Genomic DNA, 25882 nt, shown 5'->3' with positions numbered 1-25882 from the left:
TCCTTTCTCTAGCACTCTAGCCTTTTCGTTCAATGACCTCGGCAATCCTTTCGACCAGTTCATTCACTTGCTCATCCTTCATACGATAGCTAACTGGATTAACAATTAAACGCGATGTAATAGTCATCATTCGCTCATACTCGACAAGACCATTTTCAATAAGAGTTCTCCCAGTTGAAACAATATCAACAATGCGGTCGGCGAGACCAATTAAAGGGGCAAGCTCAATCGAACCATTCAGTTTGATAATTTCGACCTGCTCCCCTTGCTCTCTGAAATAACGCGCAGCAACATTTGGATACTTCGTCGCAACCTTTGGTGCAACATCATTCATTTTCGTGTTCGGCAGTCCTGCAACCGCTAAATAGCATTCACTAATATTTAAATCTAGCAATTCATAAACATCTCTTTCCTCTTCGAGCATGACATCCTTCCCAGCAATTCCTAAATCTGCAACCCCATGCTCCACATAAGTAGGTACATCCATCGGCTTTGCTAGAATAAAGCGAAAACCTTCTTTCTCCACATCAATAATCAACTTTCGTGAATCCTCAAATTCAGGGGGAAGCTGATAACCAGCCTGACGCAACAGCTCTGCCGCCTCCTCAAAAATTCTCCCCTTCGGCATGGCGATTGTGATCAAATCTTTCATCATTACGACCCCTTTCCTGCCTTCCCTATTAAAAAGGTTACTTCGGCGAATTGGCCGGTAAATTCATCAATATTTCGAACTCCTTGAATATCCTGCAAAAGGGTCTTAATTCCTTGTTCCCGTTTAGCTTTAGCCAGTTGAAAAGCTTCCTTGCGCCTTTCCCCGCTAAATAGAACACACTCGGTCGTGAACTCTTTCTTCAGTTCTCCCAACGCCTCCAGAATACGATCCAGTCTCAAGGCAAAACCTGTCGCTCCCGTAGTTTTGCCAAATTTCTCAAGAAGGAGATTGTATCTCCCCCCATTTCCAATAGGAAATCCCACCTTATCAGCATAAACCTCAAACAAAATTCCCGTATAATAACTCATATGACTAACGAGCGTTAAATCAATTTTCAGATTAGCTTGTTCACCGTAATCAACGACAATATCCCACAGTTGCTTCAACTTCTGAATGGCTTCTCTTCCTTTTTCATTTTCAATTAAACAAAGCGCTTGTTCCATTACCTCTTCACCGCCTCTAAGCTTCAAAAAGTCCAACAGGCGCTGCTTATCAATGGAGGACAGATTTAAACTCTTCACATGTTCTCGGTAGCCTACAAAGTTTTTTTCGTATAAAAATTTCGTTAATGCCTGTGCCCGTTCCTCAGTTCCTAAAATTTGCAGAAAAAATTCTTGCACAAAAGCAATATGGCCTATCGAAATTTGAAAGCTTTTAATGCCTGCCTCCCGCAAAGCTGACACCATTAAAGCAATTACTTCCCCATCCGCACTGACAGACTCATCTGCAATGGCTTCAACACCAATTTGTTCAAATTCCGCCGGTCTTCCACCTTCACGCTGCTGAGCGCGAAATACACTGGCTGAATAGGCAAGCCTTAAGGGCAAATCCTTCTGCAATAGCTTGGAAGCTGCCACCCGCGCAATTGGCGCCGTCATATCAGGACGTAGAACTAACGTGTGCCCCTGATTATCAAGAAGCTTAAAAAGCTGTTGATCTAGTATTGCTGATGCCGTTCCAACAGTTTCGTAATATTCTAACGCAGGCGTATCCATAAACTGATAGCCCCATAGTTTCATTTCCGTTTCAATCGCATCCTGTACCTGACTTTTCGCTTCATATAGTTCAGGGAGTGTATCTCGCATTCCCAAAGGCTTCTCAAACATAAACAGTTGACTCATCCCATTCCCACCTTTTCGCTCTCGATGCTTTAGTTCGCTAATGTATTAGCAAATTGAAGTTATATGTAGTTTACTCCTCCAACCCCTTCACGTCAACACGTGATTATTCAAATGATTAAAAGAAGGGAGAAAAGAGCAAAAAAATAGATGTCCCCTTAAAAAGGGACATCTTCTTGTCGAATTTCAGCAGGTTAAGCCATACAACCTGCTGGTGGAGTCTTGTCAATTTTACCTGAAAAGGCATATATCGGCGTTTAATTGATATATCGGCGAAAACTGAAATATATCGGCGCTTTTTTGATTATATCGGCGAAAAATCAAATTTATCGGCGCTTTTACCAGTGTATCGACGTATCACACAAACCCCCTCTAAAAATAGGTAATTGGGTTTTCGACACTTCATGTTGAACGCATAAAACAAGAAATACCTCTTCTCGCAAATTTTTTTAGAAGTATGATAAATACAGCTCAAGTCGTTTTAGCGGATATCGGTCTAAATTTGATTTTATCGGTCTTCAACCTAATTTATCGGTCTTTATTACTTTTTATCGGTCTTTAATCCAATATATCGGTCTTTAATCCAATATATCGGTCTTTAACCCATTTTTATCGGTCTACGTGCGAAACACCATTTTTTCTATTTGTGCTGCTTCCCGTAAATTGGATCGTCTGCCCATCTTTCGGCTAGTTCATCCTTTGTATAGATGACCTTCATCGGGTTTCCACCAACGAAGGCTCCCGCCGGAACGTCCTTATGAACGAGCGTCCCTGCTGAGACAAAGGCACCATCTCCAATTGTCACGCCTGGTAGAATGGTAGAATTGGCGCCAATCATGACTTCGCTACCAATATGGACTTCGCCGAGACGGTATTCTTTAATCAAATATTCATGAGCTAAAATCGTTGTGTTATAGCCAATGACTGTATTTCTCCCGACACTTATCTTCTCTGGGAACATAACATCGAGCATGACCATTAAAGCAAAAGAAGTTTCCTCCCCCACCTTCATGCGTAAAAAAGTTCGATAAAGCCAATTTTTCATTCCGAGAAAAGGCGTATAGCGCGCTAATTGGATGACGATGAAATTTTTCACAACCTTCCAAAAGGGAACCGTTTTATAGACATGCCATAAGGAATTGGCTCCTTCGACAGGATAACGGGTCGTTTTACGCATGCTCATTGACTCCTAATATTTCAAGTAAATCACTCATATGCTCAAGCATATAATCCGGATCATACTGTTCCAAAAAAGCCTTGCCTTTTAATGACCATGCTACCCCAGCAGTTTTTGTGCCAGCATTTTTCCCACCAACAATGTCGTGAAAATTATCGCCGATCATCATCGCTTCTTCTGGTGTAGAGTCAAGCTGGGCCAGCGCCTTTACAATGGGCTCTGGATCGGGCTTAGCCTTTGTGACATGATCAAGAGCAACTACGACGTCAAAATAGCTCTCAAGCTTTGTTAGTCGAAGCCCTTTTTCCACGACTGTTAAGCGCTTTGTTGTTACAATTCCCAATTTAAATCCCTTTTCTTTAAGGACAGCAACTGTTTCTCGCACGCCTTCAAATTCAGTCACAAGGTCATCGTGATGGGCAATATTGAAAGTTCGATATACATTAGTCATTTCTTCCACTTTATCCGCATTCATCGCAGCGAACGTTTCCGTTAAAGTTGGCCCCATAAATGGCAGGACATCTTCCCTTTTATAAGCTCCTGGATAATATTGCTCTAAAGTGTGTAAAAATGATTGAATAATTAGCTCATTTGTATCGATTAACGTCCCGTCTAAATCAAATAATAATGTTGTGATCTTAGAATTCATATGTGGTTTCCTTTCTGCGCGCAATTTCTACTCGATTCCAATAAAATGCCACGAGTGCTGTGATGAGGATTGCCATTGCTAAACGAATGAGTAGCAGTGGCAAAATCGGAATTCCTAATGGGGCAAAAATAAGCGTATCCTCTACTACCGCATGGCAGGCACCTAAAAAAATAACAGCAAGCGTTGCATCCTTCTTGCTTACCCCATCTTCTTTTACAGCCTGAATCATCACACCCGCACCATAAGCCAAGCCAAATAAAAGACCAGCAGCTAGAGTAGTAGACGTATTTGGCTTCATTCCTAATGCTCGGGTGAACGGCGACATCCATTTTGAAAACTTATCGAGCCATTTTAAATCCTTTAATATTTGTATGACGATCATTAATGGTATAACGATGATAGCAAGCTGGAGGATGCCAAGCCCTGCCTTTTGCACCGCATCAACGGCAATACCCCATATTCCTAATCCTGTTTCTTGTTCTGTTGCCTGAATAAAACCATACTGTGCAAGCTCATTCCCGCCCCTCCAGACAAGATTAATCACAATCGCCGCTATCAGGGCAAGCCCAATGCGAACGACTAGAGCAATCCAAAGCTTCACTCCAACCCTTGTCACGACGCTCGACTCCACTAGCATATTGTGGGAAAAAGATAGCATTACAGCAATAATAAAAACCTCTTTAACCGTTAAGTCGAGCGTAAGGATCGCTCCAATCGCTGCATACAAATTGAGAAAATTGCCGATCACAAGGGGGATCGCCGCATCGCCAGAGAGTCCAAATATCCCCATTAACGGGGCGAGCAATTTGCTCAACCAAGGAAGAATTGGCGTATGCTGAAGAACGGCCACAATCAATGTAACTGGAAAAATAATTTTCCCGAGCGACCACACCGTTTGCAGTCCGACCTTTAAACCTTTCGTTAGCGATTGAACCATCATAATCCTTCTCCTCTTTCTTAAAACTCCTGATCACGAAACCGATTGATCCAAATATCTTTCCCTTGCATACCCTTTCGATCTTCTATAAATCATAATGGCGATCGCTCCAATAATAAGGACGATCGAGATTGTTTGCGCCATCCGCAAGCTTTCAGTAAGCATTAAGCTGTCTGTTCGCATCCCTTCCACAAAGAATCTGCCGACAGAATACCAAATAACGTACGTTAAGAACATTTCGCCCCGGCGCAAATTCACTTTTCTCAACAATATTAGCAGTATAAAACCTAAAAAATTCCATACTGATTCGTATAAAAAAGTCGGATGGTAATAGGTACCATTTATGTACATTTGATTAATGATAAAGTCCGGTAAATGCAAGCCTTCTAAAAAAGCACGCGTTACTTCTCCACCATGGGCCTCCTGGTTCATAAAATTTCCCCAGCGCCCGATTGCTTGACCGAGAATAATACTTGGCGCCGCAATATCAGCAATTTTCCAAAATGATAAATTTCTTTTCTTCGCGAATATATAAGCTGTCACGACGGAACCAATTAACGCCCCATGGATGGCAATTCCACCATTCCAAATTTTAATAATGTCACCTGGATTTTGAACATAATAATCCCATTCAAAAATGACATAATAAAGACGCGCTGAAATAATCGCGATTGGGATCGCCCACAGCATTAAGTCTGGAAATAAATCCTTTTGCAGACCTCTCTTCTCTCCTTCTCTCATCGCAATGATAAGTGCTAAAGCTAGGCCTAGCCCGATAATAATGCCATACCAGTGAACAGTGATCGGACCGAGGGAAAATGCAATTGGGTCAAGTGGTTGTATATTTTCTTCCATCTAACTCTCTCCTTTAGCTATTTCTTTATCTATCCTCTACATCTCCGTCTTCGATAACATCAGATAATCGACTGGCAAATTGTTCTGCTGCATTCACACCCATTTTTTTGAGGCGAAAATTCATCGCCGCTACTTCAATGATAACAGCTAAGTTACGCCCAGGTCGAACCGGAACAGTCAGCTTCGTAACAGACGTATCAATGATTCGCATCGTTTCCTCATCAAGGCCTAAACGATCATATTGCTTTGTTTGATCCCAAAGCTCTAAATGAATGACGAGAGAAATTTTTTTATAATTTCGAACAGCACCTGCTCCAAAGAGGGTCATCACATTGATAATTCCCAACCCACGAATCTCAAGCAAGTGTTCGATAAGCTCTGGAGAATTTCCGACCAATGTATCATCATCTTCTTGGCGAATTTCCACGCAGTCATCTGCAACAAGACGATGTCCTCGTTTAACGAGTTCCAACGCCGTTTCGCTTTTTCCTACACCACTTTTTCCGGTAATGAGAACCCCGACACCATAAATATCAATGAGGACGCCGTGAACTGCTGTTGTTGGAGCGAGCCTTGTTTCAAGAAAATTGGTAAGACGACTAGAGAAACGAGTTGTCTTAAATTTTGAGCGCAAAACAGGAACAGCCTCCCGTTCCGACGCTTCAATCAATTCATCCGGAACAGGCATATCTCTTGTTACGACAATCGCTGGTGTAATATCCGTACATAAACGCTCCAAACGCTCTGCCCGAATGTCTGGATCGAGTTTTTGAATAAATGTTAATTCTGTTTTTCCAAGCAGCTGCACGCGCTCGGCCGGATAGTAATCGAAAAAACCAGCAAGTTCAAGCCCAGGTCTCGAAATATCAGTCATTGTGATAGGACGATTAATCCCCTCTTCACCACTAATGAGCTCAAGCTTAAACTTATCTAAAATATCCTTTGTCCGTACCTTCTGCAAATGGAACTCCTCCTTGATGGATTATGATAGGCTCTATCATTTTTTCAAAATATATTGGTTGATGTGTTAAAGTTTCACTCTATTTTAGCACTTTTTTCCGAATAACCAAATTCGTTCGCATAAAATTAACGCAGCATCTCCTTTTTTTACAATTAAACATATGATAAGAGTGAATCAATAACATTGTGAGCGGATATAATGAAATTTTCCCGAGACAAGGAGCGAAGGACCAATGAAAATAATGTTGGACGCAGGCCACGGTTACAATACACCAGGTAAAAGAAGCCCCGATGGGATGCGAGAGTATGAATTTAACAGAGTTGTAGCAAATGAGACGAAGGCCATTTTGGAAACGTATAAAGATGTCGTTATTTATTTTTCCCATTCTGACACAAAGGATGTTTCACTTCAAGAAAGGACCGATAAGGCGAATCGATTAGCAGTCGACTGCTTTGTTTCAATCCATGCCAATGCTTATGGGACGGGCTGGAACGAGGTTAGTGGAATTGAAACATACATCTATACATCAAAGCCCAAAATCGCCTCAGCACTTGCCGACAAGGTGCAAAAAAATCTTGTCGTCGCGACCGGATTGCAAGACAGGGGAGTTAAAGGAGCCGGCTTCCATGTGCTTCGTGCAACTAAAATGACGGCCATATTGGTGGAATGCGGCTTCATGACAAACAAAGAAGATCTTAAGCTCCTTCGTTCAAATTTATATCGAAAAACGTGTGCAGAGGCAATTGCCAAAGGTTTGCGAGAACAATACCAGCTTCAATTAAAGCCGAAAGTGACCATTCCCACTCCAGAAAAGAAAAACAGTTCCTTACCAATCTATAAAGTTATAGCCGGTCCTTTTACAGAAAAGGAAACAGCGGAGAATTTGCTGATGAAGTTAAAGGAGGACGGCTTTCAAGCAAGTATGTTAACGGAAAAATAGCCCAGTCAAAGGATCAAATCACCGGGTGGTTTGGTCTTTTTTATGTGATAGAATAACGTTAACTATAGATAATGGAGGACTCAAATCATGATTTTAGTCAGTTCCTGTTTAGCTGGATTAGAAGTAAGATACAACGGTACACATTGTTTAAACGAACGGATTAGCGAATTAGTAATGAAAAAGGAAGCGATCACTGTCTGTCCCGAACTACTTGGCGGTTTGTCCACCCCAAGGGAACCTGCTGAAATTATCGGAGGCAGCGGTGAAGATGTGCTCGACGGAAGGGCAAAAGTAGTCTCCCAATCGGGCTCGGATGTCACCGAAGCGTTTATTAAAGGTGCCTATTTAGCACTAGAGAGGGCACAACAACTGGGGGCAACAATGATTGTTCTAAAAGAAAACAGCCCATCCTGTGGCAGTACCAATATCTATAACGGACATTTTAACGGTGAGAAAATAGCTGGAAACGGAGTTACCGCGGCTCTTTTAAAAAGGAATGGTTATGACGTGATCTCAGAGACGGTTTTTTCTTAAGTGCTTCGATTGATTATAAAAAGACATTAGACTGTTAAATTTACTTAACAATCAAAAATTGTTTAATTTTTGGAATTTTTCTAAAAAAAGGAAGGAATTGATCATATTTTGTAGAATTTATTCGATAGAGGTCAAGTTCAAAATAATATTTTCTTTGAGAGGAGCATATACATTTGAAGTTAAAATCATTAATGACATTTATTGCGTTAATTCTACTTACTAGCATCATTGTGCCTTCTGTTTCTGCATATACTGTTTCAGAAGATGTTTACAATTCAGAAGAGGGATTAGAGTTATATTATTCACAATTTGATGATGGGGAAGAAGAAAAGTTATTAGATAGTAAAAGTGAAGACATAATTCAACCAGAGTGTATAGCTTGTATAGCTCAGCCACCAAAATTATCACTTGTAAGTACAACTCGTCAGAACAATGTTTTTGTAGCAGGAAAAACTAACTGGGTATATACTGCGGATGCAAAAACAATCCAATACGGAACTACAATAACAAAGACCTTGACGTTTTCAAGTGGAGTTACTGCAGATATAAGAGAAAAGGCAAAATCACAATTTAATTTAACCGTTTCTGTATCACGAAGTTATTCTGCCAATTATACTTTTAGCATCGATAAAAGCAAGGGAAGTAGAGCTAGAGTAGCTCAATATGCAGATCAGTATAACAAGAGAATCAAAATAACTAAGGAATACTTAGGTAGAGATCCTGAAATTTCCTACACTAATGCTTACGAGCCTATAACAACCATCTTAGGTCTTCAATATCAATAACTTAATAGATTGACTCTAAAATAATTTTGTTCTTGACCTCTACTTTTATAGTAAAAGACAAAATAGCAAGGTGATTAATGAAATGAAAAAAATATCGATTATAACTATTTTATGCCTCATATTTATTAGCATCTTTATATATTATTATATAACTAATCGTGATAACGAAGAGTTATATCTTGGTGAGTGGGATGGTGTTTTATATACGGTTCCGGAAAATCAACTTATTATTAATTTGATAGGGATAAGTGGGCATTCGATTAAAGAACTTCAAGAGAATATATTGTCAATAGACTTTAAAAATACCGAACAGCTAGAGATTAATAGTTTTAACATAACAACTTCAAATGAAAAATTTCAAGGAAAAAAAATCTTTACTATTGAAGTGGATTGCTCCATTAACGAAAATACAGAAGAAATTATTAACGAAGTGATTATTTCTTACAATAATGGTAAAACAAAAAATTATGACATAGGTAGACTTAAAGTTATTTCTCTTGAAAGGAATGATTTACTAACTCAAAGCGATGTACATTTTCTTAGTTTTGATACCTCTGATGTATATAGAAATAGCATCAAAAATAATTCCGAATCAGATATCATCCTTAAAGATCTCCAAATTGAAAATCATCACTTAGAATTTACGAATATAACTGTAAATGGAAAACCATTTAAGGAAGATATAACTATCCACCCCAATGAAGAGATCACTATCGAATCAGAAATGTCTTCTAAAAGCAATCAATTATTATATATAGTTTCGCCAAAATATATATATGAAGTGGATACAGTTGAATATAACAGTTATCTAGATCCCTCTGTAGTTAACGTTCTCGAATTAAAAGAAGAGCAACTCAACCATATGTTATCTAAATAAGCGTCACCTAATTATAGGGAATATTTCAAAAAACCGGTATTAAATTACGATGATATGCCCTTACGGTAGACAGATTTTTTAAAAAAATTCATTTGTCTCATGAGAAGCTTCTTTTTTCACATCAGTTTAAGTATAAAAATCGTAGACATAAAACGCTAGACTATAGATGAATACATAATTTCTATGGTCTTGAAAAATCCCGAAACGACTTAATGGCCTTAGTTCCAAGAATATTGAACTAAGGCCATTTAGCTTTGGTGTATTACTATATGGAAAAGGGAAAGTCTGGGCAGACGGTTAATATGCTAACAACCGAAATATTGCCCAAGGAACCGGTTAATTTGGATTTTAGCGAGGAATAAGAGCTCACTTACATGAACTCATAGGCAAGCTGAAAAGGAACACCGTTGCAATTTGGAGTTCTTTTTCAATATGAGCAACTTTTCCCCAAAAAAACACTACATCCATACTAGGGGTAGTACCAGCGAAGCTAACATTACCCGAAATAAGGAAATGTCAAGGTAATAATAAGTCACTTAAATTAAATACTTCCAACACACATACCCCGTCCTGTTGTGGCTGGTAAAATAAAGTTTTATTCAACAATCGCGCTTGATTGCTGAAGATTGCTCTTAGACTAAAGCACCTATTCACTAACTCACTACATAATAAAGCCATCTTAGATACTTAGCTGTTTCTGTAAACAGCACCAGTTCTTTTCCTCAACTCGGGACAAGAAACTTATACTGTTTAAACCAAGTTTAAAAGATGGCTCTTGATAATCATATAAAAATATCACTTATAATTGACTTGCCATCACCTCGATTTGATCCAGCCAAGCTATACGTGTCGCCTTGTCGGAGCTCGGTACAGACTCGAAAAAAACATGTTGCAGCACTTCTATGCCGCAGTATTCAAATATACCTGTGTCGGAAGTCAACAATAGTGCATTATCCATGCCGATGGCCGCATATTGGGCATGCGATTTTCCTTGCGTGTTAAAGATTAAGGCTTTTTTTCCTTTCAGCATTCCCATTTGTTCACCATTCACGTAACGGTAGGCAAACCCATAAGTAAAGACACGGTCAATATAGCCTTTGACGATTGCAGGCAGTCCTGTCCACCAGATCGGATAGATGAAAATGATGACGTCTGCCCACTTCAGATAATGATGCTCCTGTTCAATATCCTCGCCGATGCCACCCAAAATTTCACTGCTGCTTGCGACTGGTTGAAACTTCATCGCGTACAAATCGCGTACTACATATTCATGTCCCTTTTGGCGAATACCTCGGATGGTAGCTTCCAGAATGGCATGGTTAAAACTTTCTTTTCTTGGATGAGCATACACAATTAAATGGTTCATAAGATTAACTCCTCTCAATCTTTCAGTTCTATTTTCAGTACAAAGTTAGTGATTAATTAATTTTTATATTATCCAGTAATGTTGAAAAACAATAAGTTAACCTGCTACTCCTAATAATATAGAGGATTCGCTCATTAATTATTGATTAATCACTAACTAATATTAATACGTTAGTCCCATAACGTAAACAAGACAATCACTATAGCTGTAATTCCTAGTCCAATGGACAAAGGGGAAAGAGAAGATTCTTTTTTATTTCCGTTCATCATTCTCACCTCCTCATAAAAAATACTTCACAATAACTCTTTAACCCCACCAACTAATGATGCAAATAAGAATAATTGTGATAGAAACATAATCAAAACTTTTTAATTTCATCTTTTCACCCCCATTAATTAATTATTAATCAATCAATAACTATTTATTACATAAATAACCAACTTCATTTGATTATTTATTTTTATCAATAAGTTCAGGGAAATCTAAGAAATAGGAGATATTACATAACATCCCTCTAGCTAGAAAAGTAGTTACTTCTCTTTCGGCATTTTTTATTCCAGCTGAGTTAAACCTTTCTAAAGTGTAACTTCTTATACGGGCCAGACCATTCTTTGCAGCTTCCTGTATTGCTTCTTCTGTTACGGAAATTCCAATTACCTGCAAAGCAATTTCATTAGGATGTAATGTAGACAGTTCTTCATAAGCTTCGATCATCTTGTTAACGAGTTGTTCTGAGCTCGATTCAACATTTTTAAAAGTTTGAATGATTCTATCAAACGCACGATCTAAGGCTGCAATAAATAGCTCTTCTTTTGTTCTAAAAAATTTAAATACATACGGCTGTGATATTCCCGCTTTTTCTGCTATATGTGCAGTTGTTGTATTATAGTATCCTTTTATTGCAAATACTTCCAATCCCGCTTCAAGAATATCTTCCTTACGATTTCCCTTTTTAGGTCTTGCCATATTTTACACCCATTCATTTATGTTTATTTATTGATTAATTACAAACTAAATATAATACAATTTAACCCTTAATACAAGCACAATGACTATTTTTTAAGAGTTGTAAAAATACCAGTTTTGCAAAGACTAAAAATATGTTCTGTTAAGTTTAATTCGTTAGGAGTTGATACTTTTACCCCACCTTATTTTTTAAGTGAAATAAAATAATACAAAATCGTAAGAGCCAAACAATTGATACTAATTAGTTTGGCTCTTTTGATTGCTAAAATCATATATGTCATCCAGTTTCATGTAGTTTAGCTATGCTATTTTCTGGAAAGTATATACTTATCTGATAAGATCCGTTTATTTTTTGCTGCGCCCTTTAAAGTATGGTCCTTCTTTGTATGATGAAATGACGATGTCGCTCAGTTTCTTGTTTTCTTCTTATCATAAATAACATTTTGAATCACGAGATTAATAATCGACATGATTGCTGAAATGAGAATGGCCATTCCCAGTCCATTTATTTGAAATGCCTCACCCATGAGTGCCTCTGTTATAAGGAGCGTTACCCCATTGATGACAAACAAAAATAAACCAAGGGTGATAATCGTAATAGGCAAAGTTAAAATGATTAAAATGGGCTTCACCAAAATATTAAGAATGGCGAGCATAAAGCTGGCGCCAATGGCCGCACCAATACTTTCAATATAGAAGGAATTCTCAAAATAACCTGCCAAGGCAATAAATAAGACCGCATTAATTAAAATTCCAATAATCCATCTCATATTCAACATCCTTTAAGCGCTATTTCAGTTCTCTAGAGGACTATTCTATTACTTTAGTCGCTTGATTGTCACCGATCCTGTTTTCGTATCCGCATCGATTCTCATTATGTGACCATGGTGGCTGCTAGGCTGGAAACGAAGTTGTTTTTGAACGACTTCATTTTTTTCCTCGGTAACTTGAATGCCTGTGTAATCAATATTGAAGTTGCCGAGATTGGTTTTTAGCTCTCCAGCAATAGCGGCATGCTCAGGTACAAACAACTTGATACCGCCTGTCGTCACCTTTGCCTCGATCCGTTCACAACTTGGTTCGGTAACAGTACAATCGATATTGCCGTTAAAGGATTGCAGTTCTACCTTTTTGAAGCTGCCATCCAATTTAATCGCTCCATTAATCGTCTCTGCCTCTAGGTCATCTATTTTACCATTAACAACTTCAATTTGCCCGTTTGCTGTTTCTGCATCGACATACTTGCTCTCTATGTTAGACATATTAATTTTTCCATTCGCTGTTTTTACATTATATTTTTCTACTTGCAAGTTTTCACTAATGATTGAACCATTAAACATTCTCACTTTAATATTTTCATACTGCGCTTTGGGAATGTAGAGTGTGGCATGGATCTTCATCCATTTTTGCTGTGAAGCAAACCGCAGTTTTTGTCCTTCAATTGCAAAAATGACGTCTTTTAAAAACGTATTTCTCGCTTCATCCTGGGACTCGACTCGATAGACCTTTGCCTCACATTCAACGCGAACATCCTGTTGTTCCCATGGCACAATCTTCACAGAACCATTGGCCAAATCGACGTCCATCTCTCTTAAATAGACATCCCCTTGTTGAAAAATATGAGAAATATCAACTGATTGGCCGAAATTCAAATCTAAATCAAAATCCTTGATTTTTTGAATAGCTGTGTCGACAAACTCAAAAATTTTATCCTTAGTCGATTGATGCTTTTGGCTTTGAAAAGAATCATCTTTTTTCGCTTCTTCAAACTTTACAGCTGTTGACAATTCCCCAAAAAGCTGTTCTGCTTTATTTTTCTTAGTGCTTTCCGCGTCCTCCAGCCCTTCCAACAAAATCAAAGCCTCATCTACCGTTAGCTTTCCTTCTTGCACCATGTTCAAAATTCGCTTTCGTTCTTCTTGCATCACGTAGCCCTCCTAAAAAATGTTTAACTGCTTTTTACAAAATATCCTTCACAAAACCCCTAATAAGTATGACCACGCCTACTATTGCTCTAAAACCAATGAAGAAAAATATTTCTGCATGGCCTTTCAGAGCAAAAAAAGCGGAATGGAGCTTAGATATAAATTCCTTCTTTGCTTCGTTAGGGCGGTGAATCACTAAATAACACACAAGCTGATAATAATTGGTTCGACTTCAGCTTTAGCAACTCCTTCTTTTATTTTACGTTAGGACAAGAATGAAGGTTTCATTTTTTAACTCAAGGTGCCAGAGGCAATTCGTTCATTGTCGGATTTTTCACGGAATTGAAAGGGAAATACTGTTCTTGGAATTTAAGGTTTTTTGCAGAGTTCCTTTACAAGAAATATAAAAAACCTGCAAGACTGCAGGCTAAAGCATACTTCATTTATAAATAATCAGATATCGCTATGCTGTTTTGTTCATTTAAAATATACTGGCTAATTGGACGGCCAATAGTGCCATATGACACCCTCGTCTCTAATACACCAATTTCTTCAAGAAAATTTAAATATTTTCTAATGGATACTCTTGAAATGCCCGTACTTTTGGCAATATCGTTCGTTGAAAACTCATTTTCTCCAATTGCCTGCAATTCTGCCCAAATGAGATTAAGCGTATGCTTTGTCAATCCCTTTGGTAGCTCATGCGTCGGTTGCATTCTTTCTTTCTGTAACAGCCTCTCATCCAATTCCTGTTGATTAATCTGATGAGGATGAAACTCTAAAAATTCAAGCTTTTGTTTATATGAAAGAAGCGCTTCTTTCAATCTAGCAAATGTAAATGGCTTTATTAAATAATCAATCGTACCGAATCTTAATGCACTTTGAATCGTTTCAATATCAGAAGCGGCCGTGATCAAAATAACATCCACACTCAATCCTAATTCCCTAATATATAACAATAGGGTAAGCCCATTGTCCCCAGGCATAAATACGTCTAATAATATTAAATCTAACTTATCCGTTTTTAACACTTCTTTCGCATCATCGACAGACTGAACAACTTTGAGTACTTGAAAACCGTCAACACTTTCCACATAGCGCCTATTTAGCTCAGCTACCATCGGATCATCTTCAACAATCAACACTTTTATCATGTTTTATCACCTTCCCATTGCCAAGGTATTGTTATCATAAATGTAGTGCCCTCTGTTTTTGAACTAGATAAACGGATACGCCCATTGCGCTTTTCTACTGTTTGCTTCAACAAAAATAGACCATACCCGCGGTTTTCCCCTTTCGTTGAGTAGCCTTTCTGAAAAATGTACCTTTGAAATGGTGTTTTTATCCCTTTGCCAAAGTCTTGCATTTCAATCATTAATGTCTTATCTAAAAATTCAAGCTTTAAGTTCACTTGCTTATTCGCACTCTCCGCTGCTGCGTCAATGGCATTGTCAAGCAAATTGCCAATGATCGTAATTAAATCATGGGAAAACTCCGCATCTTTCCAAGCAGGGAAGACATGATTAATCGATAATGCAAACGTTATTCCAGATTCTCGCGCATAGCTTAACTTTCCAAGGAGAAAACCTACTAAAGCAGGATCCCGTAATTTTTTTGTCACATTGCTAATGTCATTCTGTGTGTCCTCAACCGTTTTTTCGATGAAATTTTCCAGTTCATCGTATTCCTTTAAGTGAATCAGCCCCATTACACAATGGAGTTGATTCATAAATTCATGGGATTGTGCCCTTAAAGCATCTGCATAAAGCTGCACTCCCGTTAATTGTTCTGCAAGCTGTTTAATCTCGCTTTTATCCCGTAATATATTAACAGCCCCGACAATCTTGTCATTTACAATGATCGGTACCGTATTGCTGATAAGTTCTTTTCCGTTTACGACCTGTTCTTGATCTAGGTACTCCTTGCCCGTTTCCAATGATTTTCTTAAAAGGGAGGTGCTCGAGATACAATCAATTTTTTTACCGACCAGATCTTGCTCAGTACCAGTCTTTCCAAGTAAGCTTACAGCTGATTGATTCGCAATAGTAATATCCCCTTCTTTGTCCACTGCAATAATCCCTTCATGAACAGATTCGATCAGAGCCTGTCTTTCTTTCAGAATTCTGGCAATTTCAGACGGCTCCAATCCTAATAACACTCTTTTCACTAACGATGATAAAAGAATGGCGCCAACAGCACCAAAAATGATGCCAATGCCAATTCCCATAAATATATTTCCACGCAGTATGCTTAATACAAAATCGATACGATTTAGAGAAATTCCAACCGAAACTGCCCCAATTTGCAGGTGATTTTCATCAAATATTGGTGTAAAAGCTCGTAATGATGGGCCGAGTGTCCCTTCCGAAACAGAAGAATATTCCTTTCCCATAAGAACATCGGTCTCATCTCCGCCCACAAACTTCTCACCAATTTTATCGGGATTTGGATGAGACTTTCTAATTCCGTTCATATCCATTACAACAATGAATTCCACATTTGTAGAGTCTCGCATTTTCGCAGTCAGCTCTTGAATCCTTCCTTCACGTTCTGCCCCATTTAACGCTTCAATGATCGTCGGTATTTGGGCAATCATTTTTGCGACATTAAAGGCCTTCTCTTCTTGACTAGCTACAATTCGTTCCGAAACCGTTTCATTAATAAAATAACCTGTGATAAGAATCGATACACTAACGACAATCCCCACAAGAAGAATGACCATATATTTCAATTTTATTTTCTTCCATTTCATGGGCGACCACCTCATTAATTGTCGACTTCGACATTTTATGGCGCAAGCATAACATAACGCCCCTTCCCATGATTGGCCGAAAAACGAGTATTCAATGAATATTAACAAAGTGTATAAATTGGAAATAAACAGGAAAAGGCCTTCAAAGTTGAAGACCGAGAAGTAAATACATGTGTTAAAGGAGCTTAGCCTCCTTGTAACGAACATACCTTCCTGTTGTAAACGTAAATGTGAAAAACTCTTCTAACTGATCCTTCCAAGCAAGAGAAATATCCTTTGGCTCAAAGATAACCTTACCATCCTTGACCTTAAGCCAACGCTTCGTATCATCATCTTGAAAGTAGCCTGTAACGGATGTTGATAATGCATGAAAAGGGGTCGTACTCGAATAAATAATCCCATGGTAGATGTAGCTCTCCCCATATTGATCATGAATCCAATCGTCATGCATATTTAGGAGCCAAAGCAAACCGCTATCCACATGCCCCACTAATTTCGCTCTTTTTTGATAGAGATCGTTCATGCTCCATCCCCTCTTTTTAAATCGTAAGATCTGATTTAACCACAGTTTGGAGAAAACATTGATTATGCCAATTGTAGTTTCCTTTGAAGAGCAGGGATTGCATCGACAACGTGGCGGTTAATCGCCAGCTCTTCCGGACTTATTCCCAGTGCCAAACCAATTAATTGTGGTAAATGGATGATCGGCATCGTTATATCTTGGTCAAAGCGTTTTTGCGCATCGGGCTGATAGGCATCAAGCTGCATTTGGCAAAGAGGGCAAGGCGTGACAATACAATCTGCACCCGCTTCCTTCGGTGATAAACAGTTGATTCCCGTCATTGTCATAACTTCTTTTTGTGCCGGAAAAACAGCATGGAAGCCGCAGCAAGCGAGTCTTTGATCAAATTCCACACATTCTGCACCTAGTGCTTCTGCCACCATCTCCATCGATTGTGGGTTACGATGGTTCTCAAAACCCATCACATCTGGCGGCATGACAATGTGACAGCCGTAAAAATTCGCCACCTTTAATCCTTTCAAAGGGACCGTTACTTTCTTTTTCAAGTTTTCCAGTCCGTAGTCCTCAAGCAAAGCCCAAAGCAGATGAGTCACTTCAACCGTCCCTTTGTACTGCAAACCTGCCCGATCTAGTCCAACATTCACTTGTTCTTTCAACCTTTCATTTTTATCCATTTTCAACTTCGCTGTCCGCAGCATAAGCGTACACGTATTGCAAACGGTCAATAACTTGGAGACTCCCAGGCTCTCAGCTAATGCGATATTTCTCGCATTAATGGAGGTCGACAAGAAGTTATCAATATCCTGGATATGGCTTGCTCCACAGCAGGTCCAGCCATTTAATTCAATCAATTCAATCCCAAGTGCTTCTGCAACTTTTTTCGTGGATATCATTAACTCTTCAGCAGCCGATTCTAAAGTGCAGCCTGGAAAAAATGCGTATGTTAACGTCATGACTTAACCTCCTCAGCGTATTCGTATAGTTTTCTCACTTCTTGAATCCCAGAGATCTGCTTTGGCATATGGAGCGGGTTAATCTTGCCTTTTTTCACCATTCGCAATGCAAATGGAATTTTCGTCAAAGCTGTTTGCACCAATCCATCTGTTTTGATCGGGAGCATCGTTTCATTTAAACGGCCTTTATTTTTCACGTCATCATGGAAAGCATAGGCATGCTTAGCCCCTTGATTATCTAGCTCACCCATAGCCATGGTTGCAGAGCGTAAAAATGCGATCTGGTCAGTTAAAGGAATCGTCTTCGGACATTGGGACACACATTGCATACAATGGAGACATTTCCATAGATCATTTTCCAAAACAGGCTTGAGATGTTGTTCTGGGGCACCATCTCTAGTATCAACGATATAACGATATGCCTTGTTTAAAATGAATGGCTCAAGATAACCATCTTGATTCACTGCTAGCTGATTGCATTCAGAGGCACAAACCCCACAGAGAATACAATCGGTTGGAGCAGCAATTTGTTGAAAATCCTCTTCACTTTGAAGAAATCCTATTTCCTTGCTTCCCTCTTCACCCGGGATTATCCACGGCTTCACCTTCGTCATTTTTTCCATTTTTGGTTCCCAAACGATGACCAGATCTTTAATCACTTCGAAGTTTTTTAACGGTTCAAATGTCAAATTCATCGTTTTATACGTTTCCAGTACATCATCTAATGGCGTATTACAAGCAAGAAAGGCATTTCCATTTATTTGAACTGCACAGCTGCCACAGATGGCATGGCGACAGGCTGAAGTGAAATTCAATGTTGGATCCTGCTCTTCGCGAATAGTTGTCAACAGCCACAAAATGGTTTTGCCCTTTTCATAAGGAACTTCATACTTTTGATAATAACTGTTGCGGCCATCAAATCTTTTAATCTTTACTGTCATCATTTCCATCAGTACTTCCGCTCCTCCGGTTGATAATTTGTAATCGTTACCGGTGCATACTCCAGTCGATAATTTTCTCCGTCCTTATAAATGAGCGTATGCTTGAGAAACTGTTCGTCATTACGAGTCGGATAATCCCCTCTTGAATGAGAGCCTCTGCTTTCCCGACGATTAAGAGCACCCATAGCCACTGCTCTTGCTAGCTTTAAAATATTTCCAATTTCCACATAATTGATAAAAGCCATATTGTATTTTACTGAAGCGTCACCAGCGTAGGCGTCCTTGTACTCTTCTATTAGTTCATCAACGGTTGCCAATGCTTGTGCCATTTCAGACTCTGTCCGAAAAATCCCAACATAATTCCACATCGTTTCCGCTAAACGATTGCGGATGGAGAACATACTGACTCCCGTTGTTTTCTCGCGAATCGTTTTAAATTTCGTCTTCCATGCATTCGCTTCTTGCTCAAGCTTCTCTGTACGACCGAAGCTTCTTCTCATCGCTGATTCCTTCGCGCCAAGCCCGGCATACTTTCCAAAGAAGACAACATCTGCTACAGAATTCCCGCCTAAACGATTCGCACCATGAATCGACACAGAGCAGCACTCGCCTGCTGCATGGATCCCTTCAATCGGTGTACTGCACGTCTTGTAGTCGGACACATGGATTCCACCCATTGTATAATGGCAGCTTGGACGAATCGGCACTGGCTCCTTAATGAGATCGACTCCTTCGAACTCCAATGCCAATTCACGTACCTGAGGAAGACGCTCCATAATTTTCTTTTCACCTAAATGGCGAAGATCCATGAGGACGTAAGAGGTCATTCCTTCACCAAAACCGCGTCCCTCTTTAATCTCCGTCTCTATTGATCTAGAAACAAGATCGCGGGGACCAAGCTCCATTTTCTCCGGTGCATAACGGGCCATAAAGCGTTCCCCATCTTTATTGATTAAATATCCACCTTCCCCACGGCAAGCCTCTGATAAAAGCACTCCCGTCTGGGCAAGACCTGTTGGATGGAACTGAATAAACTCCGGATCCTTCAGAGGAATTCCTGCCTCAAAGCAGGCAGCTGTACCGTCACCAGTCATATTGATGGCATTCGTTGTCCTGCTCCAATAAATTCGTCCAAATCCTCCTGAGGCGATAACAACTGACTTCGCTTGGATCGGATGAATTTTTCCATCGCGAATATCCATCGCTACCAGTCCTTCAAATTTCCCATCTTCAACGACTAATGATAATAGGAACCACTCATTCAAAAATTGAACATGATTTTTCAAACATTGCTCATACAATGCATGCAAAATAACATGGCCTGTTTTATCGGCCGAGTAACATGTTCTTGGACTCGACGCTCCGCCAAAAGGCCGTTGCGCCACTTGCCCTTTCTCATCTCGAGAAAAAGGTACCCCGTAGTAATCTAATTCTGAAATCATATCTGGCATTCCAGATGTAAAAAATTCCACCGCATCCTGATCTGCCAGGAAGTCGCTTCCCTTTACCGTATCTCGGAAATGCTTCTCTGGAGAATCAGTGCTGTCTCTATAGCCCATTGCTGCATTAATTCCACCTTGAGCCGCTCCAGTATGGGAACGAGTCGGGAAAATTTTACTTAGCACGGCTACTTTTAAATTGTTTTTTTCACTAGCTGATAGTGCGGCCATCATGCCCGCACCACCAGCTCCCACTACAACTACATCAAACTTTAGCATCGGTGTCCCCCCTCTTCTTCTGCACTGCCTTAATCTACGATCTTGTATTGCTGAACACCTAATTCATACAAGTTATGACCCTCTGAATCTATCGCTACGATACAAGGGTAGTCCTCAACTACTAAGCGGCGAATAGCTTCTGGGCCTAACTCATCAAAGGCAACAACTTCTGCTTCCTTGACGGAATCGGCAATCAATGCAGCCGCTCCACCAATTGCTGCAAAATAAACAACATGATTAGCAATCATCGCTTCCACGACCTCTTTACTGCGAGGGCCTTTCCCAATCATCCCTTTTAATCCTTGTTCCATCATTAACGGCGAGTAGGCATCCATCCGACCGCTTGTCGTTGGTCCACATGAACCAATGACCTTTCCTGGCTTGGCAGGTGTTGGCCCCGCATAATAAATGATTTGATTTTTGAAATCAACAGGCAGCTCTTCCCCTGCTTGAATCGCTTCAGTTAAAAGCTTGTGGGCAGCGTCCCTCGCAGTATAAATGACGCCAGATATCGATACTTGATCGCCTGCTTTTAAGCCTTTGACAACCTCGTCTGTTAACGGAGTGGTGATTTTTTTAATATTTGTCATATTCGTTCCCCCTTTATTAAAGAATGGCTTCCTTATGTCTCGCAGCATGACAATTTAAACAAACGGATACTGGCATGGTCGCAATATGCGTTGGATAGGTTTCAATATGAACAGCTAAAGCTGTTACTTTTCCACCGAAGCCTTGAGGTCCTATTCCCAGCTTATTGATCTCTACTAATAATTCTTCCTCTAGTGCTTGATATTCTGGATTTGGATGGGGCTGACCAGCTTGACGAGCTAATGCCTTCTTCGCTAAAAGAGTGCTCTTATCCATCGTGCCCCCGATTCCAACTCCAACAATGACTGGCGGACAAGGGTTTCCACCCGCTTGGGTAACCGCTTTAATGATGAAATCCTTGACCCCTTCTAATCCTTCTGCAGGCTTTAACATTTTTAATGCCCCCATATTTTCACTACCGGCTCCTTTAGGAAGAACTTGAATCTTAATTTTGTCACCGGGTACAAGCTCTGTATAAATGACCGCTGGCGTGTTATCGCCAGTGTTTTTTCGATCTAAAACCGGATCTCGGACGACAGACTTACGTAGATAGCCCTCTTGATAACCCTGTCTTACTCCTTCATTAATGGCGTCGTTTAAAGTTCCACCAACGATTCGAGCGTCCTGACCCACCTCTGCAAACACAATGACAATTCCTGTATCCTGACACATCGGGGCATGTTCTGCTCGCGCAAGCTCGACATTCTTCACTATTTTTTCAAGACTATATTTCCCAAACTGTGATTCTTCTGTTGCGACTGCTTCTTTCAGTAATTTTTCAACATCTTCTGGAAGATCGCATGCCGCCTCAATGCTCATTCTTTTTACTGCTTCAGTAATTTGCTCTGCTGTTATCTCTCTCATTTCTACCCCTCCGTTTTTTCTAGCTTGCTTTATGATTTGTTTTTACTTTTTGACCACTGAAAATAAGCTGTTCTTCACGGCCACATTTCCTGCAAATGATGACTGGTATTTGCAGTTCATATTCGTCATCCGCTCCATGAAAGGCATCTATTTTGCTTCTTTTCATAACGTCTGCTTGACAGCATTGTGATTTCAATTGAGATCGCCTCCTGACAATCGGTTTACCATAGTCCAAGAATTTTCCACCAAACTCCACCAATCACAGCCCAAATAATGATATGAATAATAGAAATGGCAAAACCGATCGACCACCATTTATTTTGCGTTACATAACCGGAACCAAAGAAAACCGGTGCCGGCCCTGAACCATAATGCGTAATACAGCCAAATAAATTGCCAAAGAATCCTAAAATAAGAGCCGTTAGCATTGGCGGTGCACCCGCAGCCATTGCAACCGCTAAAAAGGCGGCATACATAGCACTGACATGAGCCGTACTGCTAGCAAAAAAATAATGAGAATAGAAATAAATAAGTGCTAATGCACCTAATGCCAAGATCCAAGAAAGACCACTTACTGCTCCACTCATCAAGTCGCTAAACCATGGAATCATCCCTAATGTATTTAAGTAGGAGGCCATCATCACAAGAGCTGCAAACCAAACCAATGTATCCCATGCACCTTCTTCTTTTTTAATGTCCTTCCAAGATAAAACGGATGATAGCAATAAGACTGATAATCCAATCAACGCTGTCGTTGTTGCATTAATTCCAATGTTTTCACCAAAAATCCATAAGCCTAAAATGAGTAAAAATACGGCAATCATATTCCACTCAGATTTACGAATAGGTCCCATCTCCTGCAGTTTCTTCGTCGCAATTTCTGCTGCTGCAGGGGTCTCTTTTATCTCTGGTGGATAAACCTTGTAGATAAAGTAAGGGACAACAATCAAACTGACCACCCCTGGCACTAATGCGGCAATTGCCCAGCCGGTCCATGTGATTCTAACTCCAGCATCACCGGCGAGTGAGGCTGCTAAAGGATTGGCCGCCATCGCTGTTAAGAACATAGCAGAAGTCACCATATTTCCTTGGAAGGCAACTTTTGTGAGGAAGGAACCGATCTTCCTTTCTGTCCCGTCTTCCACTTTCGAGCCAAATGTTTCTGATAAAGAACGGATAATCGGGAAGATTATTCCCCCACCACGGGCCGTATTACTTGGCATCGCAGGTGCTAAAATTAAGTCACTGATTAACAATGAATAAGAAAGCCCTAATGTCTTCTTTCCGAATTTTTTAACAAACATGTACGCTACACGATTCCCCAAGCCTGTTTTGATAAATCCTCTTGAGATAAAGAAGGCGATGACAATCAACCAGATTGTCGTATTTTGAAAACCACTTAAAGCATCGCCTAGCTCCAACGTTCCTGTTAAAACAACCGCTGTAATCGAGAGAATTGCCACTCCTCCCATCGGCATCGGCTTAATGATGAGCCCGACTATCGTGGCTACGAAAATAGCAAACAGCTGCCACGCCTTTGGATCCAGGCCAGCTGGTGCCCCGATAAACCAAATAATCGCTCCAACTGCTAACGTAATAAACAACATGAGAAAATTGACTTCTTTGCTTGGTTTCTCCTTTGCTTGCCGAATCTTTGAAGGAATTTGAGGCTGAGCTACATTTCTTACTGCCGCTCCCATTTTTTTCACTCCCTAATATTTGTTTTCAAAATGGGCAGAGAGCTGTTAACTCCTGCTTATGTGCATATCTTCACATATAATTTCTTGACCGTGAAATACCGATTTGCTATAAACTAATAGGTAAAAACTATAAGTGAAATATTTCACAAAGTTTCTTTTTTAAAAACACAATTACAAAAATAATTGTGATCACTTTGCCACTCGATTGCTTTGATTGAAATAATCACGAATAAACTCCGCTACCTTTTTATATTCATTGGATAATTTTTTTCCTTTCCTCCAAGCTAGTCCAATATTGATATAAATGCGATTTTGCAATGGAACAGAAACGATCTCTTGACGGTCCTTCACGTATAGATCCATCAGCAAAGAAAGTCCGAGCCCCTTCGCAACCATTGCCTTGACGGTTTCAACTTTATCTGATGTAAAAATAATGTTCGGCTTTATCGTAGACGGAAAACAATGCTTTAATAAGGCATCATGATGTACATATTCCTCAGAGAGCATAATGAATTTCTCATTAACCAGATCACTGCAGCTTAAACTCTTTTTTCGACTCAATTCATGATTTTTTGGCATACATATGACAAGCTGATCCTGAACTAGGGGCAGCATTTCTAATTTATCGGACTGTTCTGGGAGAATAATAAAGCCCATTTCCAATTCCCCCTTTTCAATCAGCTTTCTAATTGCGACAGATCCCTTTTCAATAACCGCAAATTCTATCTTTGCATATTTTTCTTTAAATCCCATAAATACATTCGGAAACATTTGTGCACCAATCATCGGTGGAAGGCCAAAATTCACGACTCCATCATTTGCGTCACTAATTTCTTGTATCGCTTCATCCATATTGGCTAAAATCTCGACCATACGAGCGAGAAATTTTTCTCCCTTTAACGTAAGTGAGACACTCTTCGTTGTTCTTTCAAGGAGTTTTACCCCTAATTCCTGTTCTAGCTTATGAAGTGAGTTGGAAATGGATGGCTGTGATACATGTAGTGATTCTGCAGCATGCGTAAAGCTTTTCAAACGACTGACCTCAACAAAATACTCTAATTGTCTAAGCTCCATTTTCTAACCTCCTGTTTCCTTTTCTAGTTCCAAAATTTGTTGAATTCACAACACAGTTGTCGAATTCACTGTCATTATATTTGGCTTTGTACAGGCAGATTAGATAGGTAACTTTTGATACTATTTTGTAATTAAAGTAAGTAAGATCCTGTAACAAAATGTTCATTTACAGCTTGACATTTCAATATTAAGCACATTTGTAAGGTGTTTATAAAGTCTTTCTAAATAAACAAGCACCCGCGAAACAATGCTTCGCAGGTGCTTTAATGGGATTATTCTATTCTATGAAACAGCAATGGAACTTTGAGCATTGCCCAAAAACACATAAGAAAATCTAGCATGTATCACTCTTCGCCCCTTATATGTGGGCAGTGTTTCTCTAACTCGATCATAAACCGCTTTTGTTCCTTCGGGGAAATTTTCACACTTCCCATAAACGCTGTCTTATAAAAAATTTCAATTGCGTCCCGTGATGACAATATTCGATAACCAGTGAAAATCTCTCTTGTTGGGGAAACTTTTGTGATCTCTTCATATGGAATTCTACTTTTAAATGGGCCACCTTTAACCAATAAATAATCTTGATAGAATACATATTTAACGGAAAAGGTACACCATAAAATAAAACCAATTATAATTAGAAAAGTTGAAGTCAATATGAGCACGACTAATGGTTCAGTTCCACCTTCTAAAAACAATGGAAAGAATGAAGCCAAAGCAATAATGAGCACGACTACCAGCATAAAATTCACAAAAAAAGCATCCACCTTTGAACGAAAAACCATTTATTCACGATACCTCCCTTTGTTTTTTATAGGTTCAACGTCAATTGTTGGGGTGAAGTAACTCTTACTTCGCCCTTACCCAATATGAACACCCACTTTTTTATACTTATGTGTTAATAAGATTTTAGCTCTAAAACGCTTAAAGCTTCGGAAGCCAAACGCATTCCTTTTCAGTACTTTTG

General features: G+C 39.6%; 27 protein-coding genes. 4 read left to right on the top strand and 23 right to left on the bottom strand.

The genetic code is table 11. From position 1 onward, the window contains the following. Nucleotides 1-16 precede the first annotated feature (16 nt). The 7 genes from hisG to hprK all read right to left on the bottom strand — a co-directional run bounded on the left by hisG (nt 17) and on the right by hprK (nt 6409). A complete protein-coding gene (gene hisG / locus PZE06_RS16185; protein WP_095310421.1) occupies nt 17-652 on the bottom strand; it encodes an ATP phosphoribosyltransferase in 636 nt (211 codons plus the stop codon). Nucleotides 653-654: 2 nt separating this feature from the next. Beyond that, nucleotides 655-1833 (bottom strand): ATP phosphoribosyltransferase regulatory subunit, encoded by a 1179-nt coding sequence (locus PZE06_RS16180; protein ID WP_150948545.1) that lies wholly within the window; start codon nt 1831-1833, stop codon nt 655-657. 637 nt (nt 1834-2470) lie between these two features. Next, nucleotides 2471-3007, bottom strand: coding sequence for an acyltransferase (locus PZE06_RS16175; protein ID WP_150948541.1), 537 nt, complete (start codon nt 3005-3007; stop codon nt 2471-2473). Continuing rightward, nucleotides 3000-3656, bottom strand: a complete 657-nt coding sequence (gene ppaX / locus PZE06_RS16170; protein WP_095310424.1) for a pyrophosphatase PpaX — start codon at nt 3654-3656, stop codon at nt 3000-3002. Before ppaX ends, PZE06_RS16175 begins: the two co-directional genes overlap by 8 nt. Next, nucleotides 3646-4596, bottom strand: a complete 951-nt coding sequence (locus PZE06_RS16165; protein ID WP_150948538.1) for a nucleoside recognition domain-containing protein — start codon at nt 4594-4596, stop codon at nt 3646-3648. Before PZE06_RS16165 ends, ppaX begins: the two co-directional genes overlap by 11 nt. Nucleotides 4597-4626: 30 nt before the next feature. Next, nucleotides 4627-5448 carry a prolipoprotein diacylglyceryl transferase gene (gene lgt / locus PZE06_RS16160; protein WP_095310426.1) on the bottom strand — a complete coding sequence of 274 codons (822 nt, stop codon included), beginning with the start codon at nt 5446-5448 and terminating at the stop codon, nt 4627-4629. A 25-nt stretch (nt 5449-5473) separates the two neighbouring features. Next, nucleotides 5474-6409 carry an HPr(Ser) kinase/phosphatase gene (gene hprK / locus PZE06_RS16155; protein WP_095310427.1) on the bottom strand — a complete coding sequence of 312 codons (936 nt, stop codon included), beginning with the start codon at nt 6407-6409 and terminating at the stop codon, nt 5474-5476. Between the two features lie 232 nt (nt 6410-6641). Between hprK and PZE06_RS16150 the strand changes: the two genes are divergently transcribed. From PZE06_RS16150 to PZE06_RS16135, 4 genes are all read left to right on the top strand, one after another. Then, complete coding sequence (locus PZE06_RS16150; RefSeq protein ID WP_150948535.1) at nt 6642-7349, top strand: N-acetylmuramoyl-L-alanine amidase; 708 nt, start codon at nt 6642-6644, stop codon at nt 7347-7349. 87 nt (nt 7350-7436) lie between these two features. After that, nucleotides 7437-7883, top strand: a complete 447-nt coding sequence (locus tag PZE06_RS16145; protein ID WP_137744374.1) for a 2-thiouracil desulfurase family protein — start codon at nt 7437-7439, stop codon at nt 7881-7883. Between the two features lie 173 nt (nt 7884-8056). Continuing rightward, nucleotides 8057-8668, top strand: a complete 612-nt coding sequence (locus PZE06_RS16140; protein ID WP_137744375.1) for a hypothetical protein — start codon at nt 8057-8059, stop codon at nt 8666-8668. An 82-nt stretch (nt 8669-8750) separates the two neighbouring features. Next, a complete protein-coding gene (locus PZE06_RS16135; RefSeq protein WP_137744376.1) occupies nt 8751-9545 on the top strand; it encodes a hypothetical protein in 795 nt (264 codons plus the stop codon). Nucleotides 9546-10344: 799 nt separating this feature from the next. On the opposite strand, the gene PZE06_RS16130 is transcribed toward PZE06_RS16135, so the two are convergent. From PZE06_RS16130 to PZE06_RS16055, 16 genes are all read right to left on the bottom strand, one after another. Then, on the bottom strand, nt 10345-10911 hold the full coding sequence (locus tag PZE06_RS16130) for an NAD(P)H-dependent oxidoreductase (protein ID WP_137744377.1): 567 nt from the start codon (nt 10909-10911) through the stop codon (nt 10345-10347). 450 nt (nt 10912-11361) lie between these two features. Beyond that, nucleotides 11362-11877: a TetR/AcrR family transcriptional regulator gene (locus tag PZE06_RS16125; RefSeq protein WP_137744378.1), complete on the bottom strand. Its 516-nt coding sequence runs from the start codon at nt 11875-11877 to the stop codon at nt 11362-11364. A 407-nt stretch (nt 11878-12284) separates the two neighbouring features. Next, nucleotides 12285-12647 carry a phage holin family protein gene (locus PZE06_RS16120; protein WP_137744379.1) on the bottom strand — a complete coding sequence of 121 codons (363 nt, stop codon included), beginning with the start codon at nt 12645-12647 and terminating at the stop codon, nt 12285-12287. Between the two features lie 48 nt (nt 12648-12695). Then, nucleotides 12696-13802: a DUF4097 family beta strand repeat-containing protein gene (locus PZE06_RS16115; protein ID WP_150948532.1), complete on the bottom strand. Its 1107-nt coding sequence runs from the start codon at nt 13800-13802 to the stop codon at nt 12696-12698. 443 nt (nt 13803-14245) lie between these two features. Continuing rightward, nucleotides 14246-14956, bottom strand: a complete 711-nt coding sequence (locus PZE06_RS16110) for a response regulator (protein WP_150948530.1) — start codon at nt 14954-14956, stop codon at nt 14246-14248. Continuing rightward, nucleotides 14953-16554 carry a DcuS/MalK family sensor histidine kinase gene (gene dcuS, locus PZE06_RS16105; RefSeq protein ID WP_191963252.1) on the bottom strand — a complete coding sequence of 534 codons (1602 nt, stop codon included), beginning with the start codon at nt 16552-16554 and terminating at the stop codon, nt 14953-14955. The genes PZE06_RS16110 and dcuS overlap by 4 nt, the downstream gene beginning before the upstream one ends. 175 nt (nt 16555-16729) lie before the next feature. Continuing rightward, entirely contained in the window at nt 16730-17077 is a 348-nt protein-coding gene (locus tag PZE06_RS16100) for a molecular chaperone GrpE (RefSeq protein ID WP_150948524.1), read from the bottom strand. A gap of 62 nt (nt 17078-17139) precedes the next feature. After that, entirely contained in the window at nt 17140-18030 is an 891-nt protein-coding gene (locus PZE06_RS16095) for a CoB--CoM heterodisulfide reductase iron-sulfur subunit B family protein (protein WP_137744382.1), read from the bottom strand. Then, a complete protein-coding gene (locus PZE06_RS16090) occupies nt 18027-18980 on the bottom strand; it encodes a succinate dehydrogenase/fumarate reductase iron-sulfur subunit (RefSeq protein WP_150948521.1) in 954 nt (317 codons plus the stop codon). The genes PZE06_RS16095 and PZE06_RS16090 overlap by 4 nt, the downstream gene beginning before the upstream one ends. Further along, nucleotides 18980-20689, bottom strand: a complete 1710-nt coding sequence (locus PZE06_RS16085; RefSeq protein ID WP_137744384.1) for an FAD-dependent oxidoreductase — start codon at nt 20687-20689, stop codon at nt 18980-18982. Before PZE06_RS16085 ends, PZE06_RS16090 begins: the two co-directional genes overlap by 1 nt. A 29-nt stretch (nt 20690-20718) precedes the next feature. Further along, nucleotides 20719-21279 carry a Fe-S-containing hydro-lyase gene (locus tag PZE06_RS16080; protein WP_150948518.1) on the bottom strand — a complete coding sequence of 187 codons (561 nt, stop codon included), beginning with the start codon at nt 21277-21279 and terminating at the stop codon, nt 20719-20721. A gap of 16 nt (nt 21280-21295) precedes the next feature. Beyond that, on the bottom strand, nt 21296-22141 hold the full coding sequence (locus tag PZE06_RS16075) for a fumarate hydratase (RefSeq protein WP_150948515.1): 846 nt from the start codon (nt 22139-22141) through the stop codon (nt 21296-21298). A 19-nt stretch (nt 22142-22160) separates the two neighbouring features. Beyond that, complete coding sequence (locus tag PZE06_RS16070; RefSeq protein WP_170943591.1) at nt 22161-22337, bottom strand: hypothetical protein; 177 nt, start codon at nt 22335-22337, stop codon at nt 22161-22163. 25 nt (nt 22338-22362) lie between these two features. Further along, the gene (locus PZE06_RS16065; protein WP_225310710.1) at nt 22363-23748 is read right to left on the bottom strand and encodes an anion permease; all 1386 of its coding nucleotides are present in this window, start codon (nt 23746-23748) and stop codon (nt 22363-22365) included. Nucleotides 23749-24030: 282 nt separating this feature from the next. After that, nucleotides 24031-24915 carry a LysR family transcriptional regulator gene (locus PZE06_RS16060; RefSeq protein ID WP_150948509.1) on the bottom strand — a complete coding sequence of 295 codons (885 nt, stop codon included), beginning with the start codon at nt 24913-24915 and terminating at the stop codon, nt 24031-24033. Between the two features lie 344 nt (nt 24916-25259). Further along, nucleotides 25260-25658, bottom strand: coding sequence for a PH domain-containing protein (locus PZE06_RS16055; RefSeq protein WP_225310709.1), 399 nt, complete (start codon nt 25656-25658; stop codon nt 25260-25262). Nucleotides 25659-25882: the final 224 nt, after the last annotated feature.

The organism is Robertmurraya sp. DFI.2.37, assembly GCF_029211245.1.
Lineage (GTDB): Bacteria > Bacillota > Bacilli > Bacillales > Cytobacillaceae > Robertmurraya > Robertmurraya methanolica_A.
Note: the sequence above shows the minus strand (reverse complement) of the source record. Positions and strands in the feature narration are given on the sequence as shown.